The organism is Streptomyces sp. NPDC104367, assembly GCF_055583825.1.
The window spans coordinates 20,813-37,261 of the sequence record NZ_JBVJND010000028.1; the positions used below are offsets into that span (position 1 = coordinate 20,813).

The following is a 16,449-nucleotide window of genomic DNA, read 5'->3' on the forward strand; positions in this document are numbered from 1 at the left end:
CTTCGTCAAGGGGGAGCGCGGGGATACGATCGCGGGCATGACGCCTCCGAAGCCCGCAGAATCGCAGACGGCGACGCTCGCCGAAATCGCCCGTGAGGCCGGTGTGTCCGCTCCGACTGTTTCGAAGGTCCTCAACGGCCGCGCCGACGTCGCCCCGGCCACCCGCACCCGGGTCGAGGAGCTGCTGCGCGCCTACGGCTACCGGCGGCGCCGCGCCGAGGCCTCCCGGTCGCCGCTGATCGACCTGGTCTTCCACGAGCTGGAGAGCGCCTGGGCGATGGAGGTCATCCGCGGGGTGGAGAACGTGGCGCGGGACGCCGGCCTGAGCGTCGTCCTCTCCGAGTCCGCGGGGCGGCTGACCCCCGGGCGGACCTGGGCGGACCAGGTGGCGGCGCGGCGGCCGCACGGGGTGGTGCTGGTGCTGTCCGGGCTCGACGAGTCGCAGCGGGCGCTGCTGATGAGCCGGTCCATCCCGTTCGTGGTGATGGACCCGGCCGGCGACCCGGGGCCGGACGTGCCGTCGATCGGCGCCACCAACTGGCAGGGCGGGCTGGCCGCCACCCGGCACCTCGTCGAGCTGGGGCACCGGCGCATCGGGGCGATCAGCGGACCGTCCCGGATGATGTGCAGCCGGGCCCGGGTGGACGGGTACCGGGCCGCGCTGGAGACCGCCGGGCTCCCCGTCGACCAGGGGCTGGTCAAGGCCGGCGACTTCCACCACGACGCCGGCTACCGGCTCGGCCTGGAGCTGCTGCGCATGCCCGACCGGCCCACCGCGGTCTTCACCGGCAACGACCTCCAGGCGCTCGGGCTGTACGAGGCCGCGCGCGAGCTGGGGCTGCGCATCCCGGAGGACGTGAGCGTGGTCGGGTTCGACGATCTGCCGGTGGCCCGCTGGGTGGGCCCGCCGCTGACGACCGTGCGGCAGCCGCTGACCGAGATGGCCGAGGCGGCGGCGCGGCTGGTGCTGGAGATGGGGCGGGCCGAGGAGGCGACGACCGCGACCCGGGTGGAGCTGGCGACGAGTCTGGTGGTGCGGTCGAGCACGGCGGCGCCCCCGGCGCCGTGACCCGCCGTGACCCGCCGGGCGGGAGTGGCCGGATGCCGACGTATTGACGGGTGGTGCGGCCGTCCCCACACTCCTCCGAAGCCAATCGGTTGCACGACCGAAACTTTCGGAGGCACCCGCAATGAGATCTCTGAGAACATGCTTACCGCTGGCGGCCCTGGTCACCGGCGCCGCCCTCCTGGTCACGGCGCCCGCGGCGCACGCCGCCGACACCCCGCTGCGCGACCTCGCCGCCGCCCAGGGCAAGGTCATCGGCACCGCGGTCACCGGCTCCAAGCTCACCGGGAGCTACGGCGACATCGCCGGCGGCCAGTTCAGCTCGCTGACCCCGGGCAACGCCATGAAGTGGGGGACCGTCGAGCCCACCCAGGGCACCTTCAACTGGACCGAGGCCGACCAGATCGTCGCCTTCGCCCAGGCCCACGACCAGCAGGTGCGCGGCCACACCCTGGTCTGGCACAGCCAGAACCCCAGCTGGCTGACGAACGGCACCTGGACCTCGGCCCAGCTCGGCAGCCTGCTGCAGAACCACATCAGCACCGAGGTCGGCCGCTACAAGGGCGAGATCGCCGCCTGGGACGTCGTCAACGAGCCCTTCAACGAGGACGGCACCTACCGGTCCACGCTCTGGTACGACGGCCTCGGTTCCGGCTACATCGCCAATGCCCTGACCTGGGCGCACGCGGCCGACCCGGACGCCAAGCTGTACATCAACGACTACAACGTCGAGGGCGTCAACGCGAAGAGCACGGCCCTGTACGACCTGGTCAAGTCGCTGAAGGACGCGGGCGTCCCGATCGACGGCGTCGGCCTCCAGGCCCACCTCATCCTCGGGCAGGTCCCCGCCACCCTCCAGCAGAACATCCAGCGCTTCGCCGACCTCGGCGTCGACGTGGCGATCACCGAGCTGGACGTGCGGATGGCGCTGCCGTCCGACAGCACCAAACTCGCCCAGCAGAAGGCCGACTTCAAGTCGGTGGTGGCCGCGTGCGCGGCCGTGACCCGCTGCGTCAACATCACCGTGTGGGGCTTCACCGACTCCGACTCCTGGGTCGACAGCACCTTCCCGGGGTACGGGGCGGCGACGCCGTACGACGCGAGCTACGCGCCGAAACCGGCGTACTACGGGATCTCGGAGGCGCTCGGCGGTACCACCACCCCGCCGACGGGTGCCTGCACCGCCGCCTACGCCGTGAGCAGCCAGTGGAACACCGGCTTCACCGGCCAGGTGACCATCTCCTGCTCCGGGGCCGCGCTGTCGTCCTGGAAGGCGACCTGGACGTACGGCGCCGGGCAGCAGATCACACAGGCCTGGAACGCCACCTGCACCCAGTCGGGCGCGGACGTGTCGTGCGTGAACGCCTCCTACAACGGCACGGTCCCGGACGGCGGTTCGGTGACCTTCGGGTTCAACGCGTCCTGGAGCGGCAGCAATCCGGTGCCCACCGTGACCCTGGGCTGAATCCGGACTGAGAAGGGTGAGATTTTCCGAAGAAAACCGTCTCGCGGCGCCCGCGCTAACAGTCCCCTAATAATTCGGACTTACGTTCCTGCCTTGTGACGGGACACGAGGAGCAGGGCGACACGGTCAGACAGGTGGGCCGGCGGTCGAGAACGCTGAAGATCGTCGGCCTCACCCTGGCGGGGGCCATGATGCTGGGCGTCGCAGGCGCGGGGTGGGCCTACTGGCACCTCAACGACAACATCAAGAGCGTCGACATCAACAGCGCGCTCGGGGACGACCGCCCGGCCAGGGCGGTGACGACGCCGACGGCCACCGCGTCCGCCTCGGCAAGCGCGAGCCCGCTGCCCACCGGGTCCGTGAACATCCTGGTGCTGGGCTCGGACTCGCGCAGCGGCAAGGAGAACAAGAAGCTCGGCGGCGGCAGCAGCTCGGGCGCCCGCTCCGACACGGCGATGGTCGTCCACATCGACGCCGGACGCACCGAGGCCACGGTCGTCAGCATTCCGCGCGACACCCTGGTCACCCGGCCCTCCTGCCCGCTCTCCTCCGGCGGCTCGACGGCCGTCGCCTACAACGCGATGTTCAACAGCGCCTACTCGGTGGGCGGTGCCGTGTGCGCGGTGAAGACGGTCGAGTCGATCACGGGCGTGCGGATGGACCACTACCTGGAGATCGACTTCTCGGGCTTCGCGAAGCTGGTCGACGCGCTCGGCGGGGTCACCGTCACGACCGACCAGGACATCGACGACGACGACAGCCACCTGCACCTGAAGAAGGGCACCCACCACCTCGGCGGCACCCAGGCGCTGGCGCTCGCCCGCACCCGGCACGGCATAGGCGACGGCAGCGACCTCGGCCGGATAGGCCTCCAGCAGAAGCTGGTGAAGGCGCTGCTGGACCGGATGGCCTCCATCAGCCTGCTCTCCGACCCGGCGAAGCTGTACGAGGTCGCCGACGCGGTCACCGCCAGCCTCACCACCGACACCGGCCTCGACTCGCTCAGCGAGCTGATGCGCCTCGGACAGAGCCTGAACGGCCTGACCTCGGACCACGTCAGGACGGTGATGATGCCCGTGGTCACCGCGCCCTCCGACCCCAACCGGGTGGTCGCCGAGGAACCGGCGGCGAGCAAGCTCTGGAAGTCGCTCGGGTAGGTCCGGCGTGGCCCGGCGGGGGTCGGCGTGGCCCCGCGTGGCCCCGCGTGGCCCGGCGAGGTCCCGCGTGGCCCGGAAAAAACTTCGGGAGATCCCTGAGGGCGTGTCGATCCCGGCCCTGGCCGTTCGACGCAAGGGTGAGAGGCGGGGAAAGCGCCCCGCCGCCCTACCGAAGGAGTCACCATGCCCCGTTACCTGTCGCTCGTGCGGATCGACGAGGCCACCGCCCCCGCCGAGGGCCCCAGCGAGGAGCTGATGCAGCGCATGGGCGAGCTGATCGAGGAGGTCACCAAGGCCGGCGTGATGCTGGACACCGCCGGGCTGACGCCGTCCGCCGAGGGCACCCGGGTGCGCTGGGAGGGCGGCCGGCTCTCCGTCACCGACGGGCCGTTCACCGAGTCCAAGGAGGTGATCGGCGGTTACGCGATCATGCAGTGCAAGGACCGGGCCGAGGCGCTGGAGTGGGCCAAGCGGTTCGTGAAGGTGCACGAGGACTTCTGGACGGTGACCTGCGAGGTGCGGGAGATCGCGGAGGGCTGAGGGGCTTTCCCCGGTTGTCGTGGCCGTCCGGCCGGCCCCGGTGTCGAATGGGGGCTGTGAGCACACCGCCCTCCGCCGGGGCCGACCCGCGGCACGCCATCGAGACCGTCTTCCGCCTGGAGTCGCCCCGCGTGATCGCCGGCGTCGCCCGGATCGTCCGGGACGTCGGCATCGCGGAGGAACTGGCGCAGGACGCCCTGGTGGCCGCCCTGGAGCAGTGGCCCCGGGACGGGGTGCCCGACAACCCGGGCGCCTGGCTCATGGCCACCGCCCGCCATCGCGCCGTCGACCTGGTCCGGCGCCGGGAGAACTACGCCCGCAAGCTCGCGGAGATCGGCCGCGGCACCGAGACGGCCGTCGCGCCCGAGGAGCCCGCCGACCCGGACGGCATCGACGACGACCTGCTCCGGCTGGTCTTCACCACCTGCCACCCGGCGCTGTCCCCGCAGGCCCGCACCGCCCTCACCCTCCGCCTTCTCGGCGGCCTGAGCACCGCCGAGATCGCCCGCGCGTTCCTCGTCCCCGAGCCGACCGTCGCCCAGCGCATCGTCCGCGCGAAGCGCACCCTCGCGACCCGGAACATCGGCTTCGAGGTGCCCTGCGGACCCGACCGCGAGGCCCGTCTCGGCTCGGTCCTGGACGTCATCTACCTGATCTACAAAGAGGGTTACGCGGCCACCGCGGGCGACGACTGGCTGCGGCCCTCGCTGTGCGAGGACGCCCTCCGGCTGGCCCGGGTGCTGGCCTCCCTGATGCCGAAGGAGCCCGAGGTGCACGCGCTCGCCTCGCTCCTGGAGTTCCAGTCCTCCCGCACGGCCGCCCGCACCGGTCCCGACGGCGAGCCCGTCCTGCTCCGGGACCAGAACCGCCGCCGCTGGAACCGCATGCTCGTCGCCCGCGGCATCCGGGCCCTGGCCCGCGCCGACGCCGCCTCGGCCGGCGCCCCGGGGCCGTACGCGCTCCAGGCGGCCATCGCGGCCTGCCACGCGCACGCGTACACCTACGAGGAGACCGACTGGAGGACGATCGCCACCCTCTACGCGCTCCTGTCGGCCCGCGCCCCGTCCCCGGTCGTCGAGCTGAACCGGGCGGTCGCCGTGTCGATGGCCGAGGGCCCGGCCGCGGCCCTGCGCATCGTGGACGGGCTGACGGCCGAGCCCGCCCTGCGCGACTACCACCTCCTCCCCAGCGTCCGCGGTGACCTCCTGTCCCGCCTCGGCCGCACGGCGGAGGCCCGCACCGAGTTCGAACGGGCGGCGGCCCTCACCCACAACGCACGAGAGCGCGCACTGCTGCTGCGCCGGGCACAGGACGCCTAGCTAGGGGCGGGCCGGGTGGCCCACCAGCATCGTGGGGGCGCCGGCCACCCGGGTCAGGAACACCGTCGCCGCGTTCGGGCCCTGGGGCCTGACCTTCCGGCGCAGTTCCTCCGGCTCCACGGCCGAGCCGCGCTTCTTCACGGTGAGGTTCCCGACCCCGCGCTCCCGCAGCAGGGCCTTCAGCTTCTTGACGTTGAAGGGCAGCCGGTCGGTGATCTCGTACGGCGTCGCGTACCCGGTGGGGGTGAGCGCGTCGGCGGTGACGTACGCGATCGTCGGGTCGACCAGGCCGCCGTCGAGCCGTTCGGCCACCTCGGCGACCAGATGGGCGCGGATGACGGCGCCGTCCGGCTCGTAGAGGTAGCGGCCGACGGGGCGGACGGCCGGGTCGGGCAGGCCCTTCCCGAGGAGCGTGCGCGGACCGGGCAGGAGGGTGGCGCGGACCGCGCCCGGCTCGGTCCCGAACCACAGGACCGCCTCCTTCACGTCGCCCCCGTCCGAGATCCACTCCGCCTCGGCGTCCGCCGGGACCGCCTCGTGCGGGATGCCCGGGGCGACCTTCAGCGCGGCGGTGGCCGCCGTGCGGGCCGCCCCGACCGCCCAGGACAGCGGCGGGGAGTAGGCCTCCGGGTCGAAGATCCGGCCGCGGCCGCCGCGCCGGGCCGGGTCGACGAAGACGGCGTCGTAGGCGGCCGTGTCGATCTCCGTGACGTCGGCCTCGCGGACCTCGACCAGCCCGGCGAGGCCGAGCGCGTCGGCGTTGGCGCGGGCGGCGGCGGCCGCCGCCGGGTCCCGGTCCACGGCCAGCACCCGGATGCCGGCCCGGGCGAGCGCGATCGCGTCGCCGCCGATCCCGCAGCACAGGTCGGCCACCGAGGTCACCCCGAGCGCCTTCAGCCGGTCCGCCCGGTACGCGGCCACGCTCGCCCGCGTCGACTGCTCGACCCCGTTCGGCGTGAAGAACATCCGGCCCGCGTCCGCGTCCCCGAACTTCGCCGCCGCCCGCTGCCGCAGCCGGGCCTGGCCCAGCGCCGCCGACACCAGGTCGGCGGGGTGCGTGCGGCGCAGCCGGGTGGCCACGGCGAGCTCGTCGGCGGGCGCGGTGCCGCGCACCTCGTCGAGGAGGGCGCGGCCTTCGGGGGTGAGGAGCGGGGCGAGGTGGTCGTTCACCGGGTCATTGTCGGCCAGTCGGTGGATGGTTCGCCTCCGGCGGCGGTTTCTGCCGGGGTTCCGGGCGGGGGACTGGAAGGATCCGACGCCATGCGAGTAGTCGTACAAAATGACAAAAATGGATTCAAGAAGGGCGGGACGGGTCTCGCGGTCCTCGCCCTCTCCGCCGTCGTCGTCTCCGGCTGCGCCGGGCCGACGCAAGAGGCCGACGTCCACCCCGCCGCGGGCCAGCAGGCCCACCGCGCCCCCGCTCCCGCCCCCGACTCCCGTGCCGCCCTGGTCGCCGCCGCCAGGCGCTGGGGGCTGGACGCGGTCCCGCTCAAGCCGCCGGCCCCGCCGGAGCACAAGCCGACGATCACCGCTCGCGACGGCTTCGAGGTGGACGGGCAGGTGGAGGACGACCTGCCCCCGGTCTTCACCACCGTCCCGACCAAGCAGAAGGTCCTCTTCCTCACCATCGACGACGGGGCGAACAAGGACCCCGACTTCCTGCGGATGATGGACCAGCTGAAGATCCCCTACACGGCGTTCCTCAGCAACTACCTGGTCAAGGACGACTACGGCTTCTTCCGCAAGATGCAGTCCGAGGGCCACACCCTCAACAACCACACCCTGACCCACCCCTACCTGCCCGGGCTCTCCTACGAGGAGCAGAAGAACGAGATCTGCGGCATGCAGGCGATCATGAAGAAGCAGTTCGGCAAGGCGCCGACGGTCTTCCGCCCGCCCTACGGCAACTACAACGGCGACACCCTGCGCGCCGCCAAGTCCTGCGGCATCAAGTACGCGCCGATCTGGGACGAGGAGGTGTTCGTCGACCACTGGGAGTACCGCGAGTGGGACCGCGGCCTGCACCCCGGCGACATCGTGCTCACCCACTTCCGGGGCCGCGACGACTGGGACGGCACCATGGTCGACGACATGCGCCGCTTCCTGAACAAGGTCACCCGCGAGGGCTACGCGGTGGCGCGCCTGGAGGACTACCTGTGAGGCGGCCGAGGGCGACGGCCGCGTTCCTGACCGCCGCCCTCCTGGCCGTCTGCGCCTGTGCCTGCGCCCAGTCCGTCGACCCCATCGAACGGCTGGGCAAGAAGGCGGCCGACCGGGTACGACCGCACGGCCCGGCCGCCGAACAGCCCTACCGCCACTGGGGCCTCAGCGCCCCGCTGCCGGCCGCCCCGCACCCGCCGGCCCGCCCGCTCGCCGCCCGCACCACCCTGCCCCCGGTCGTCGACCGCGTCCCGACCGCCGACAAGGTGGTCTTCCTCACCTACGACGACGGCGCCGAGAGGGACCCCCGCTTCGTGGACATGGTCCGCGAACTGCGCCTGCCGGTGAGCATGTTCCTCACGGACAGCGTGGTCGGCCCCGGCTACGGCCACTTCGCCCGGCTCCGCTCCGTCGGCGCCAGCGTCCAGAACCACACCCTGGACCACCCGGCCATGCCCGGCCTGCCCTACGCCGGCCAGCGCGCCGAGATCTGCGGCCAGCAGGAGAAGCTCAAGTCCCGCTTCGGCATCCGCCCCCGCCTCTTCCGCCCGCCCTACGGCACCTACGACACCACCACGCTGCGCGCGGCGGCCGACTGCGGCGTCACGGCGGTGGTCCTGTGGCGGGCGGCCGTGACGGCCGACGGCATCACCTACCGCAAGGGCGAGAAGCGGCTGCGCCCCGGGGACATCGTCCTGGTCGGCCAGGACGAGGCCCCGGGCCCCACCCTGCGCGAGCGCACCACCCGCCTGCTGCGCCGAGCCCAGGCGAGCGGGCTTACGGTGGCGCGGCTGGAGGACTACCTGTAGGCGGGATTTCCGGCGCCGCGCCAGCGGCAATTGGCACTCCGCTTGACCGAGTGCTAATCGCGGTCATAGTCTCGGCTCTGGCACTCGGCAGATGAGAGTGCCAACAAAGCGACGGGCAGGTCCGGCACCCGCGACGACGGATCGACCTGGTCGCCACCTCAGACAGTTAACCCCGTGAGATCTCCGAAGGGGGAGGTCGGATCGTGACGACCGCCAGCTCCAAGGTTGCCATCAAGCCGCTTGAGGACCGCATTGTGGTCCAGCCGCTCGACGCCGAGCAGACCACGGCCTCCGGCCTGGTCATCCCGGACACCGCGAAGGAGAAGCCCCAGGAGGGCGCCGTCCTCGCCGTGGGCCCGGGCCGTTTCGAGAACGGCGAGCGCCTGCCGCTCGACGTCAAGGTCGGCGACGTCGTGCTGTACAGCAAGTACGGCGGCACCGAGGTGAAGTACAACGGCGACGAGTACCTCGTCCTCTCGGCTCGCGACGTGCTCGCGATCATCGAGAAGTAATTCACCCAGTTCTGCAGTGAACTGCGCCCCTGGCCCCGCGACCTTGTGAAGCCGGGTGCCGGGGGCGCAGTTCGTTTCTTTCAAGCTTTCCGAGAGGGCTGAACCGCTCCCATGGCGAAGATCCTGAAGTTCGACGAGGACGCCCGTCGCGCCCTTGAGCGCGGCGTCAACAAGCTTGCCGACACGGTGAAGGTGACGATCGGCCCCAAGGGCCGCAACGTCGTCATCGACAAGAAGTTCGGCGCCCCCACCATCACCAACGACGGTGTCACCATCGCCCGCGAGGTCGAGATCGAGGACCCGTACGAGAACCTGGGCGCCCAGCTGGTGAAGGAGGTGGCGACCAAGACCAACGACATCGCGGGTGACGGTACGACCACCGCCACCGTGCTGGCCCAGGCGCTCGTCCGCGAGGGTCTGAAGAACGTCGCCGCGGGTGCCTCCCCGGCCGCCCTGAAGAAGGGCATCGACGCCGCCGTCGCCGCCGTCTCCGAGGACCTCCTCGCCTCGGCCCGCGCGATCGAGGACAAGTCCGACATCGCCGCCGTCGCCGCGCTGTCCGCCCAGGACCAGCAGGTCGGCGAGCTCATCGCCGAGGCGATGGACAAGGTCGGCAAGGACGGTGTCATCACCGTCGAGGAGTCCAACACCTTCGGTCTGGAGCTGGACTTCACCGAGGGCATGGCCTTCGACAAGGGCTACCTGTCGCCGTACTTCGTGACGGACCAGGAGCGCATGGAGGCCGTCCTCGAGGACCCCTACATCCTCATCAACCAGGGCAAGATCGGCTCCATCGCCGACCTGCTGCCGCTGCTGGAGAAGGTCATCCAGTCCGGCGCCTCCAAGCCGCTGCTGATCATCGCCGAGGACGTCGAGGGCGAGGCCCTCTCCACCCTGGTCGTGAACAAGATCCGCGGCACCTTCAACGCGGTCGCGGTCAAGGCCCCCGGCTTCGGTGACCGCCGCAAGGCGATGCTCCAGGACCTCGCGATCCTCACCGGCGCCACGGTCATCTCCGAGGAGGTCGGCCTCAAGCTCGACCAGGTCGGCCTGGACGTGCTGGGCTCCGCCCGCCGCGTCACCGTCACCAAGGACGACACCACGGTCGTCGACGGTGCCGGCGACTCCGAGGCCGTCGTCGGGCGCGTCGCCCAGATCAAGGCCGAGATCGAGAACACCGACTCCGACTGGGACCGCGAGAAGCTCCAGGAGCGCCTCGCCAAGCTGGCCGGCGGCGTGTGCGTGATCAAGGTCGGCGCCGCCACCGAGGTGGAGCTGAAGGAGAAGAAGCACCGTCTGGAGGACGCCATCTCCGCGACCCGCGCCGCGGTCGAGGAGGGCATCGTCTCCGGTGGCGGCTCCGCGCTCGTCCACGCCGTGAAGGTCCTGGAGGACAACCTCGGCAAGACCGGCGACGAGGCCACCGGTGTCTCCGTGGTCCGCAAGGCCGCCGTCGAGCCGCTGCGCTGGATCGCCGAGAACGCCGGCCTGGAGGGCTACGTCATCGTCTCCAAGGTCGCCGAGCTGGAGAAGGGCAACGGCTACAACGCCGCCACCGGCGAGTACGGCGACCTGGTCAAGGCCGGCGTCATCGACCCGGTCAAGGTCACCCGCTCCGCCCTGGAGAACGCCGCCTCCATCGCCTCCCTGCTCCTGACGACCGAGACCCTGGTCGTCGAGAAGAAGGAAGAGGAGGAGCCCGCCGCGGGTCACTCCCACGGCCACGCCCACTGAGCGTCGCCACGGCACGTCACGAAGCCCCCGTCCCCGGTCGTCCGCCGGGAACGGGGGCTTCGCCCCTCGCGGGCTTTCACTGTGGTCTCAGTTCTCCAGCGCGTCCAGTGCGCCGAGCTGACCCATCAGCCCGAGCCGGTCGTACTGCCACCAGCCCTCGGCGATCTTCCCGCTGTCGTCGAAGCGGTGAATGGTCGTCCCGGACATGGTCACCTGCCGTCCGGTGTTCGGCAGCCCCATGAACTCCGCCTTCTGCACCCCGGTCCAGAGCCACCGGGTGCACACCCGGTCCTCCTGCGCCATCTGGTCCTCGACGAGGAACGTGAAGTCGAAGGCGCCCCGCCACATCTCCATCTCGCGCCGCAACGCGTCCATGCCGATGATGTCCTGCCCGTCGGCCGGGTCGTGGCCGTGGTAGTCCTCGGTGACCAGACCGTGCAGCGGAGGCAGCGGACCGGCCGCGCCGATCGTCTCCAGGTACCGTCGCGCGGTACCCGCGTACAGCCGCTCGTCCCGCACCACGTCCAGGTCGGTGAAGACCGGCATCTCGTCGCAGAGCCCGAGCATCTGGTGGAAGATCCGGTCGGTCTCCGGGAGCCGCGAGTTCCGCATCGCCTCCTCGTACGACGGGAACTCCACGATCTCGACGACGTGCGACGCGTCGGAGCGGTCCTGGCCGACCACCGCGTGCGACGCCGTCCGCTTCCCCTTGGTCTGCTCGACCCACCTGTCCATGAGCCGGTCCATCTCGTCGAACCGGCTGGTCCTGCACTCGATGAGCTGCACGAACGTCATGACACCGCCTCCGGCCCCCCTGGGTCCGGTACCTCACGCCCATTTTCCCACCGGGGCGCGGCTACTGCGGCCCGTACCTGCGGCCCGTCCGCGAGCTGATGCCGCCCACCAGGCCGCGCGGGGCCAGCTTCGCCAGGCCCGTGAGGATCTTGTAACGGGGGTCCGGGATCGACAGCGTCCTGCCCCGGGACAGGTCCGCCAGGGCCGCCTCGACCAGTTTGTCGGCGTCCAGCCACATCCAGCCCGGGATGTTGTCCGTGCCCATCCCGGCCCGCTGGTGGAACTCGGTCCGCACGAAACCGGGCGCCAGCGCCATCAGCCGCACCCCGCTGCCGTCGAGGTCGCGCGCCGCGCCCTGGGTGAACTGCACGACCCACGACTTGGACGCCCCGTAGGTGCCGCGCGGCACGAAGGCCGCCACCGACGCCACGTTCACGACACCGCCGCGCCCGCGCTCGCGCATCGCCTCCGCCGCCGCGGCCGTCAGCCGCAGCACCGCCTCGCAGTGCACCTTGAGCATGCGCAGCTCGTCCGCCATCGGCACGTCCAGGAAACGGCCCTTGTTGCCGAAGCCGGCGTTGTTGATCAACAGGTCGACCGGGTTCTTCCGGTCGCCGAGACGGCCGGCGACCGCCTCGATGCCGGCGTCCTCGGCGAGGTCGGCGGTGAGCACCTCCGCCTCGATCCCGTGCCGGTCGTGCAACTCGGTCGCCTGCTCGCGCAGCCGCTTGGTGTCCCGGGCCACCAGGACGAGGTTGTGCCCGTCAGCAGCCAGCCGCCGCGCGAAGGCGGCACCGATCCCCGCGGTGGATCCCGTAATCAGAGCCGTTGTCATGGCCCAAGGGTAGTTACCCGGACTGACGGCGTCCGCTGCCCGCACCAGCTCTCCCGAAGCGTGAAGTGCCGGTGAACGGCGAACACGTGACGCCCGCTCACTCGCCCCGGTCCGCCACGTACTTCCGCGCCCGGGCCAGCGCCTCGGGGTGCAGCGCCTCGCCCGCCGCGAGAATCCGCGGCAGCAGCTCCCGCTCCGTGGTGACCGCGCGGAACTGCATCGCCGCCGTCACCCCGTGCTCCGGCCGGTGGACGATCTCGATCGGGTCGCCGGCCCGGATCTCACCCGGCTCGATCACCCGGAGGTAGGCACCGGACGCACCCTTCCGCGTGAACCTTCGCACCCACCCCCGCTCGCCCAGATGGCCCTGGAAAGTACGGCACGGGATGCGCCCGGAGGTGACCTCCAGTACGACCTCGGAACCGACCCGCCAGCGCTCGCCGATCAGCGCATGCGACACGTTCAGCCCGTTTGTCGTGAGGTTCTCACCGAAACAGCCGTTCGGCAGCGTCCGGCCGAGCTCCGCGCCCCACTCGTCGAGGTCCTCGCGCGCGTACGCGTACACGGCCTGGTCGTCACCGCCGTGATGGCGCAGGTCGCACACGGCGTCCCCGGCCAGCCCGCTGCCCGTGACCCCCTTCGCCCCGGGCGCCGCCACCCGCACCGGGCCGTCCACCGGCCGCTTGTCGATGCCGGTCACACCGTCCTTGTGGTCCGTGTACGGCACCGCACGCGCGCGTCCGACGTTCACCGAGAGAAGCTCCATGACTCCGACGGTACGGGACCCTTCCCAAAGTATCGACGCGTTATGGGGCGTCGTACCCAAGTCCGGCTTATGCTCGAAGTGTGATCGAGGCCCGTCATCTCCGCGTCCTGCGCGCCGTCGCCACCACCGGTTCCTTCTCGGCGGCGGGGCGTGAGCTGGGCTGCACCCAGCCCGCCGTCAGCCAGCAGATGAAGGCGCTGGAGACCTCCGTCGGCACCCCGCTGCTGGTCCGCAGCGGCCGTGAGATGCGGCTGACCCAGGCCGGCGAGGCCCTGGTCAGGCACGCCTCCGGGATCCTCGCCGGGCTCACCGCCGCCGAGGAGGAGGTCGCCGCGATCGCCGGGCTGCGCGCGGGCCGGGTCCGGCTGGTCTCCTTCCCGAGCGGCAGCTCCACCCTGGTCCCGACGGCTCTCGCCGCCCTGCGCGCGGCCCACCCCGGCACCCGCGTCTCCCTGGAGGAGGCCGAGCCCCCGAAGTCCGTGGAACTGCTGCGCGACGGCGACTGCGACATCGCGCTGGCCTTCCGCTACGAGAGCGCGGCGGGCGCGGAGGAGTGGGACGACCTGGTCGTACGGCCGCTGCTGACCGACCGCCTGGTCGCCCTGGTGCCCGACCGGCACCGGCTCGCGCGCGCCGGGTCGGTCGCCCTCGGGGAACTCGCCGGCGAGCCCTGGATCGCGGGCTGCCCGCGCTGCCGGGGACAGCTCGTGGAGGCGTGCGGGAGCGCGGGCTTCACCCCCCGCATCGACTTCGCCACCGACGACTACCCGGCCGTGGTCGGCCTGGTCGGCGCGGGTCTGGGCGTCGCCGTCCTGCCCCAGCTGGCCGTCGAGTCGGTGCGCCCCAGGGGTGCCCGCACGGTGACGCTGGAGCCCGCGGTGCGGCGCGAGATCGTCGCCCTCACCCTGCCCGACCTGGCGCAGGTGCCGGCCGTCGCGGCGACGCTGGAGCAGCTGGGCCGGGCAGCCGAGAGGCCGGCCTAGCGCGCGTCGGCGGCCGGCCGGGACACGTTGTCCAAGAGAGTGAAGAAACGTTCTTTCATGTGTCGGAGGCGGAGCCGCCGCTGGTCGTCGACGCCGACACCAGCCTGTTGCGCGCCCGCCCCATGAGCTCTTCGCGCTCGTCCTCGGTCAGGCCGCCCCACACGCCGTACGGTTCGCGGACCGCCAGCGCGTGCGCCGCGCACTCCGCGCGGACCGGGCACCTCATGCAGACCTCCTTGGCCGAGTTCTCACGGGCACTCCGAGCCGCCCCGCGCTCGCCCTCGGGATGGAAGAAGAGCGAGCTGTCCACCCCGCGACAGGCGGCGAGGAGCTGCCAGTCCCACAGGTCCGCGTTCGGTCCGGGAAGGCGGGAGAAATCTGCCATTACGTGACCCCTTGTAGCCGTTCTGGGCGGATACGGTGCCAACGACCGTACATCTCCGGTCTAGAGAGATGAAAATATGACTCATTGGCAATCTAGCCCCAGACACCGTGAAACGGGAAGAAAAAGGGCTAAATGGGGCATTGGTTGTGATGAAAAGTTGAGGGTCTGACGTCCATGTCTGCACCGTGTCCGCCCCCTCACGTAGAGTGCCGAAGACGGCATGCAGCCCCGTAACTCTTTCGAGTGACCGTCGTTGAGAGTGCGGTGGCGGTTGAAGCAACAAGCGCTCGGGCAGGCGTCCGAGACGTTCGACCGCACAGGTGACGATTCCGTACCAGCCTGGAGGCTCAAGGTGACGCGCATCAGCTGCGGAGGGCGGTCATGACATCCGTCCTCGTCTGCGACGACTCCCCGCTTGCCCGAGAGGCGCTGCGCCGCGCGGTGGCGACCGTGCCCGGCGTCGAGCGCGTGACGACGGCGGCCAACGGCGAGGAAGTCCTCCGCCGCTGGGGCGCCGACCGCTCCGACCTGATCCTGATGGACGTGCGCATGCCCGGACTGGGCGGCGTCGAGACCGTGCGCCGGCTGCTGTCCGCCGACCCCGGCGCGCGCATCATCATGCTCACGGTCGCCGAGGACCTGGACGGCGTGGCCCTGGCCGTCGCCGCCGGCGCCCGCGGCTATCTGCACAAGGACGCCTCGCGCGCGGAGCTGCGCGCGACCGTCACGCAGGCCCTCGCCGACCCGACCTGGCGACTGGCGCCCCGCCGTCTGCGCTCGGCCGAGATGGGCGCCGCGCCCACCCTCACCGCGCGTGAGATCCAGGTGCTGGAGGGCATGAGCCACGGCCGCTCCAACGCCGAGATCGGCCGCGAGCTGTTCCTCTCCGAGGACACCGTGAAGACCCACGCCCGGCGTCTGTTCAAGAAGCTCGGCGCGTCCGACCGGGCCCACGCGGTTGCCCTCGGCTTCCGCTGGGGACTGGTCCGTTAGTACGGCGGTGAGCTGCGCCGCAGCGGGACCGCGGACCCACCGGTAGCCCCCGCCCGCCCCACGGCGGGCGGGGTCCGCGCGACGGATCACCGGAGGCCCGCTGCTCGTTTCGGCGCGGATGCCGCATCCTTGAGGTGTGGAGTCTCTCGGGGACGAGTCGTTCGAGCGGAAGGGGAGGGCGCAACGGATGAGTGCCGGCGCACCTGCTCATAACGCTTCGGTGCACAACGACGGACGCGGTGCCACACCGCCGACGGCAGCAGGGCACCATGGACCGATGCGCGACGACGAGGCGGTCAGTGCCATAGGGACGATCGGCGCCCTCGTCCACCGCGCCGTCGACGGGGACGAGCAGGCCACGCATGACCTGCTCGCCCATGTCCACCCGCTGGCGCTGCGCTACTGCCGCACCCGGCTGTCCCGTCTGCCTGGCGACGCCCGGCACTTCGTCGAGGACCTCGCGCAGGAGGTCTGCGTGGCGGTCCTGCTCGCCCTGCCCCGCTACCGCGACACCGGCCGCCCCTTCGAGGCCTTCGTCTTCGCGATCGCCTCCCACAAGGTCGCCGACCTCCAGCGCGCCGCGATGCGCCACCCCGGCTCCACCGCCGTCCCCTCGGACGAGATGCCCGAACGCCCCGACGACTCCCTCGGCCCCGAGGAGCGGGCGCTGCTCAGCAGCGACGCCGAGTGGGCCAAGAAGCTCCTCGCCAACCTCCCCGAGAACCAGCGCGAACTGCTCCTGCTCCGTATCGCGGTGGGCCTCACGGCCGAGGAGACCGGCCAGATGTTGGGAATGTCACCGGGAGCGGTCAGAGTGGCCCAGCACCGGGCGCTGAGCCGGCTGCGGGCACTGGCGGAGCAGTAGCCGCGGGGCCGCCGCCCTCATGGCCGAACGGGTTGATCCGCCCCCGATGAACAGGTGCACGCCCA

17 protein-coding genes are annotated in these 16,449 nt (G+C 71.7%); 12 read left to right on the plus strand and 5 right to left on the minus strand.

All coding sequences use genetic code 11. The annotated features are described in order from the left end of the window. Positions 1-37 precede the first annotated feature (37 nt). The 5 genes from ACZ619_RS33375 to ACZ619_RS33395 all read left to right on the plus strand — a co-directional run bounded on the left by ACZ619_RS33375 (position 38) and on the right by ACZ619_RS33395 (position 5,547). A complete protein-coding gene (locus ACZ619_RS33375; protein ID WP_469606966.1) occupies positions 38-1,069 on the plus strand; it encodes a LacI family DNA-binding transcriptional regulator in 1,032 nt (343 codons plus the stop codon). Between the two features lie 121 nt (positions 1,070-1,190). Next, positions 1,191-2,531 (plus strand): endo-1,4-beta-xylanase, encoded by a 1,341-nt coding sequence (locus tag ACZ619_RS33380; protein WP_469606968.1) that lies wholly within the window; start codon positions 1,191-1,193, stop codon positions 2,529-2,531. A gap of 95 nt (positions 2,532-2,626) precedes the next feature. Next, a complete protein-coding gene (locus ACZ619_RS33385; protein WP_469606971.1) occupies positions 2,627-3,688 on the plus strand; it encodes an LCP family protein in 1,062 nt (353 codons plus the stop codon). A gap of 183 nt (positions 3,689-3,871) precedes the next feature. Beyond that, the gene (locus ACZ619_RS33390) at positions 3,872-4,228 is read left to right on the plus strand and encodes a YciI family protein (RefSeq protein WP_469606974.1); all 357 of its coding nucleotides are present in this window, start codon (positions 3,872-3,874) and stop codon (positions 4,226-4,228) included. Positions 4,229-4,275: 47 nt separating this feature from the next. Beyond that, positions 4,276-5,547, plus strand: a complete 1,272-nt coding sequence (locus tag ACZ619_RS33395) for an RNA polymerase sigma factor (RefSeq protein ID WP_469606976.1) — start codon at positions 4,276-4,278, stop codon at positions 5,545-5,547. Here the strand turns inward: ACZ619_RS33395 and ACZ619_RS33400 are convergent, their stop codons facing one another. Then, entirely contained in the window at positions 5,548-6,717 is a 1,170-nt protein-coding gene (locus tag ACZ619_RS33400) for a THUMP-like domain-containing protein (protein ID WP_469606979.1), read from the minus strand. A gap of 90 nt (positions 6,718-6,807) precedes the next feature. Here ACZ619_RS33400 and ACZ619_RS33405 point away from each other — a divergent pair, with 90 nt between their 5' ends. From ACZ619_RS33405 to groL, 4 genes are all read left to right on the plus strand, one after another. Next, entirely contained in the window at positions 6,808-7,707 is a 900-nt protein-coding gene (locus tag ACZ619_RS33405; protein ID WP_469606980.1) for a polysaccharide deacetylase family protein, read from the plus strand. Beyond that, positions 7,704-8,516 (plus strand): polysaccharide deacetylase family protein, encoded by an 813-nt coding sequence (locus tag ACZ619_RS33410; protein ID WP_469606983.1) that lies wholly within the window; start codon positions 7,704-7,706, stop codon positions 8,514-8,516. Before ACZ619_RS33405 ends, ACZ619_RS33410 begins: the two co-directional genes overlap by 4 nt. Before the next feature lie 203 nt (positions 8,517-8,719). Beyond that, positions 8,720-9,028 carry a co-chaperone GroES gene (groES, locus tag ACZ619_RS33415; protein ID WP_004955293.1) on the plus strand — a complete coding sequence of 103 codons (309 nt, stop codon included), beginning with the start codon at positions 8,720-8,722 and terminating at the stop codon, positions 9,026-9,028. A gap of 111 nt (positions 9,029-9,139) precedes the next feature. Then, the gene (gene groL / locus ACZ619_RS33420; protein ID WP_469606986.1) at positions 9,140-10,762 is read left to right on the plus strand and encodes a chaperonin GroEL; all 1,623 of its coding nucleotides are present in this window, start codon (positions 9,140-9,142) and stop codon (positions 10,760-10,762) included. 87 nt (positions 10,763-10,849) lie between these two features. Here the strand turns inward: groL and ACZ619_RS33425 are convergent, their stop codons facing one another. From ACZ619_RS33425 to ACZ619_RS33435, 3 genes are all read right to left on the minus strand, one after another. Further along, positions 10,850-11,557, minus strand: a complete 708-nt coding sequence (locus ACZ619_RS33425) for an ester cyclase (RefSeq protein WP_469606988.1) — start codon at positions 11,555-11,557, stop codon at positions 10,850-10,852. A 61-nt stretch (positions 11,558-11,618) separates the two neighbouring features. Next, positions 11,619-12,392: an SDR family NAD(P)-dependent oxidoreductase gene (locus tag ACZ619_RS33430; RefSeq protein ID WP_469606990.1), complete on the minus strand. Its 774-nt coding sequence runs from the start codon at positions 12,390-12,392 to the stop codon at positions 11,619-11,621. Positions 12,393-12,489: 97 nt separating this feature from the next. After that, entirely contained in the window at positions 12,490-13,158 is a 669-nt protein-coding gene (locus ACZ619_RS33435) for an MOSC domain-containing protein (protein ID WP_469606993.1), read from the minus strand. 80 nt (positions 13,159-13,238) lie between these two features. Here ACZ619_RS33435 and ACZ619_RS33440 point away from each other — a divergent pair, with 80 nt between their 5' ends. After that, the gene (locus ACZ619_RS33440; protein WP_469606996.1) at positions 13,239-14,141 is read left to right on the plus strand and encodes a LysR family transcriptional regulator; all 903 of its coding nucleotides are present in this window, start codon (positions 13,239-13,241) and stop codon (positions 14,139-14,141) included. Positions 14,142-14,196: 55 nt separating this feature from the next. Here ACZ619_RS33440 and ACZ619_RS33445 read toward each other — a convergent pair whose 3' ends face one another. Further along, complete coding sequence (locus tag ACZ619_RS33445) at positions 14,197-14,526, minus strand: WhiB family transcriptional regulator (protein ID WP_123974752.1); 330 nt, start codon at positions 14,524-14,526, stop codon at positions 14,197-14,199. A gap of 381 nt (positions 14,527-14,907) precedes the next feature. On the opposite strand from ACZ619_RS33445, the gene ACZ619_RS33450 reads away from it, so the two are divergent. Together ACZ619_RS33450 and ACZ619_RS33455 are read left to right on the plus strand one after the other, a co-directional pair. Further along, positions 14,908-15,519, plus strand: a complete 612-nt coding sequence (locus ACZ619_RS33450; protein ID WP_003948568.1) for a response regulator transcription factor — start codon at positions 14,908-14,910, stop codon at positions 15,517-15,519. 277 nt (positions 15,520-15,796) lie between these two features. Then, positions 15,797-16,384: a sigma-70 family RNA polymerase sigma factor gene (locus tag ACZ619_RS33455; protein WP_469606999.1), complete on the plus strand. Its 588-nt coding sequence runs from the start codon at positions 15,797-15,799 to the stop codon at positions 16,382-16,384. Positions 16,385-16,449: the final 65 nt, after the last annotated feature.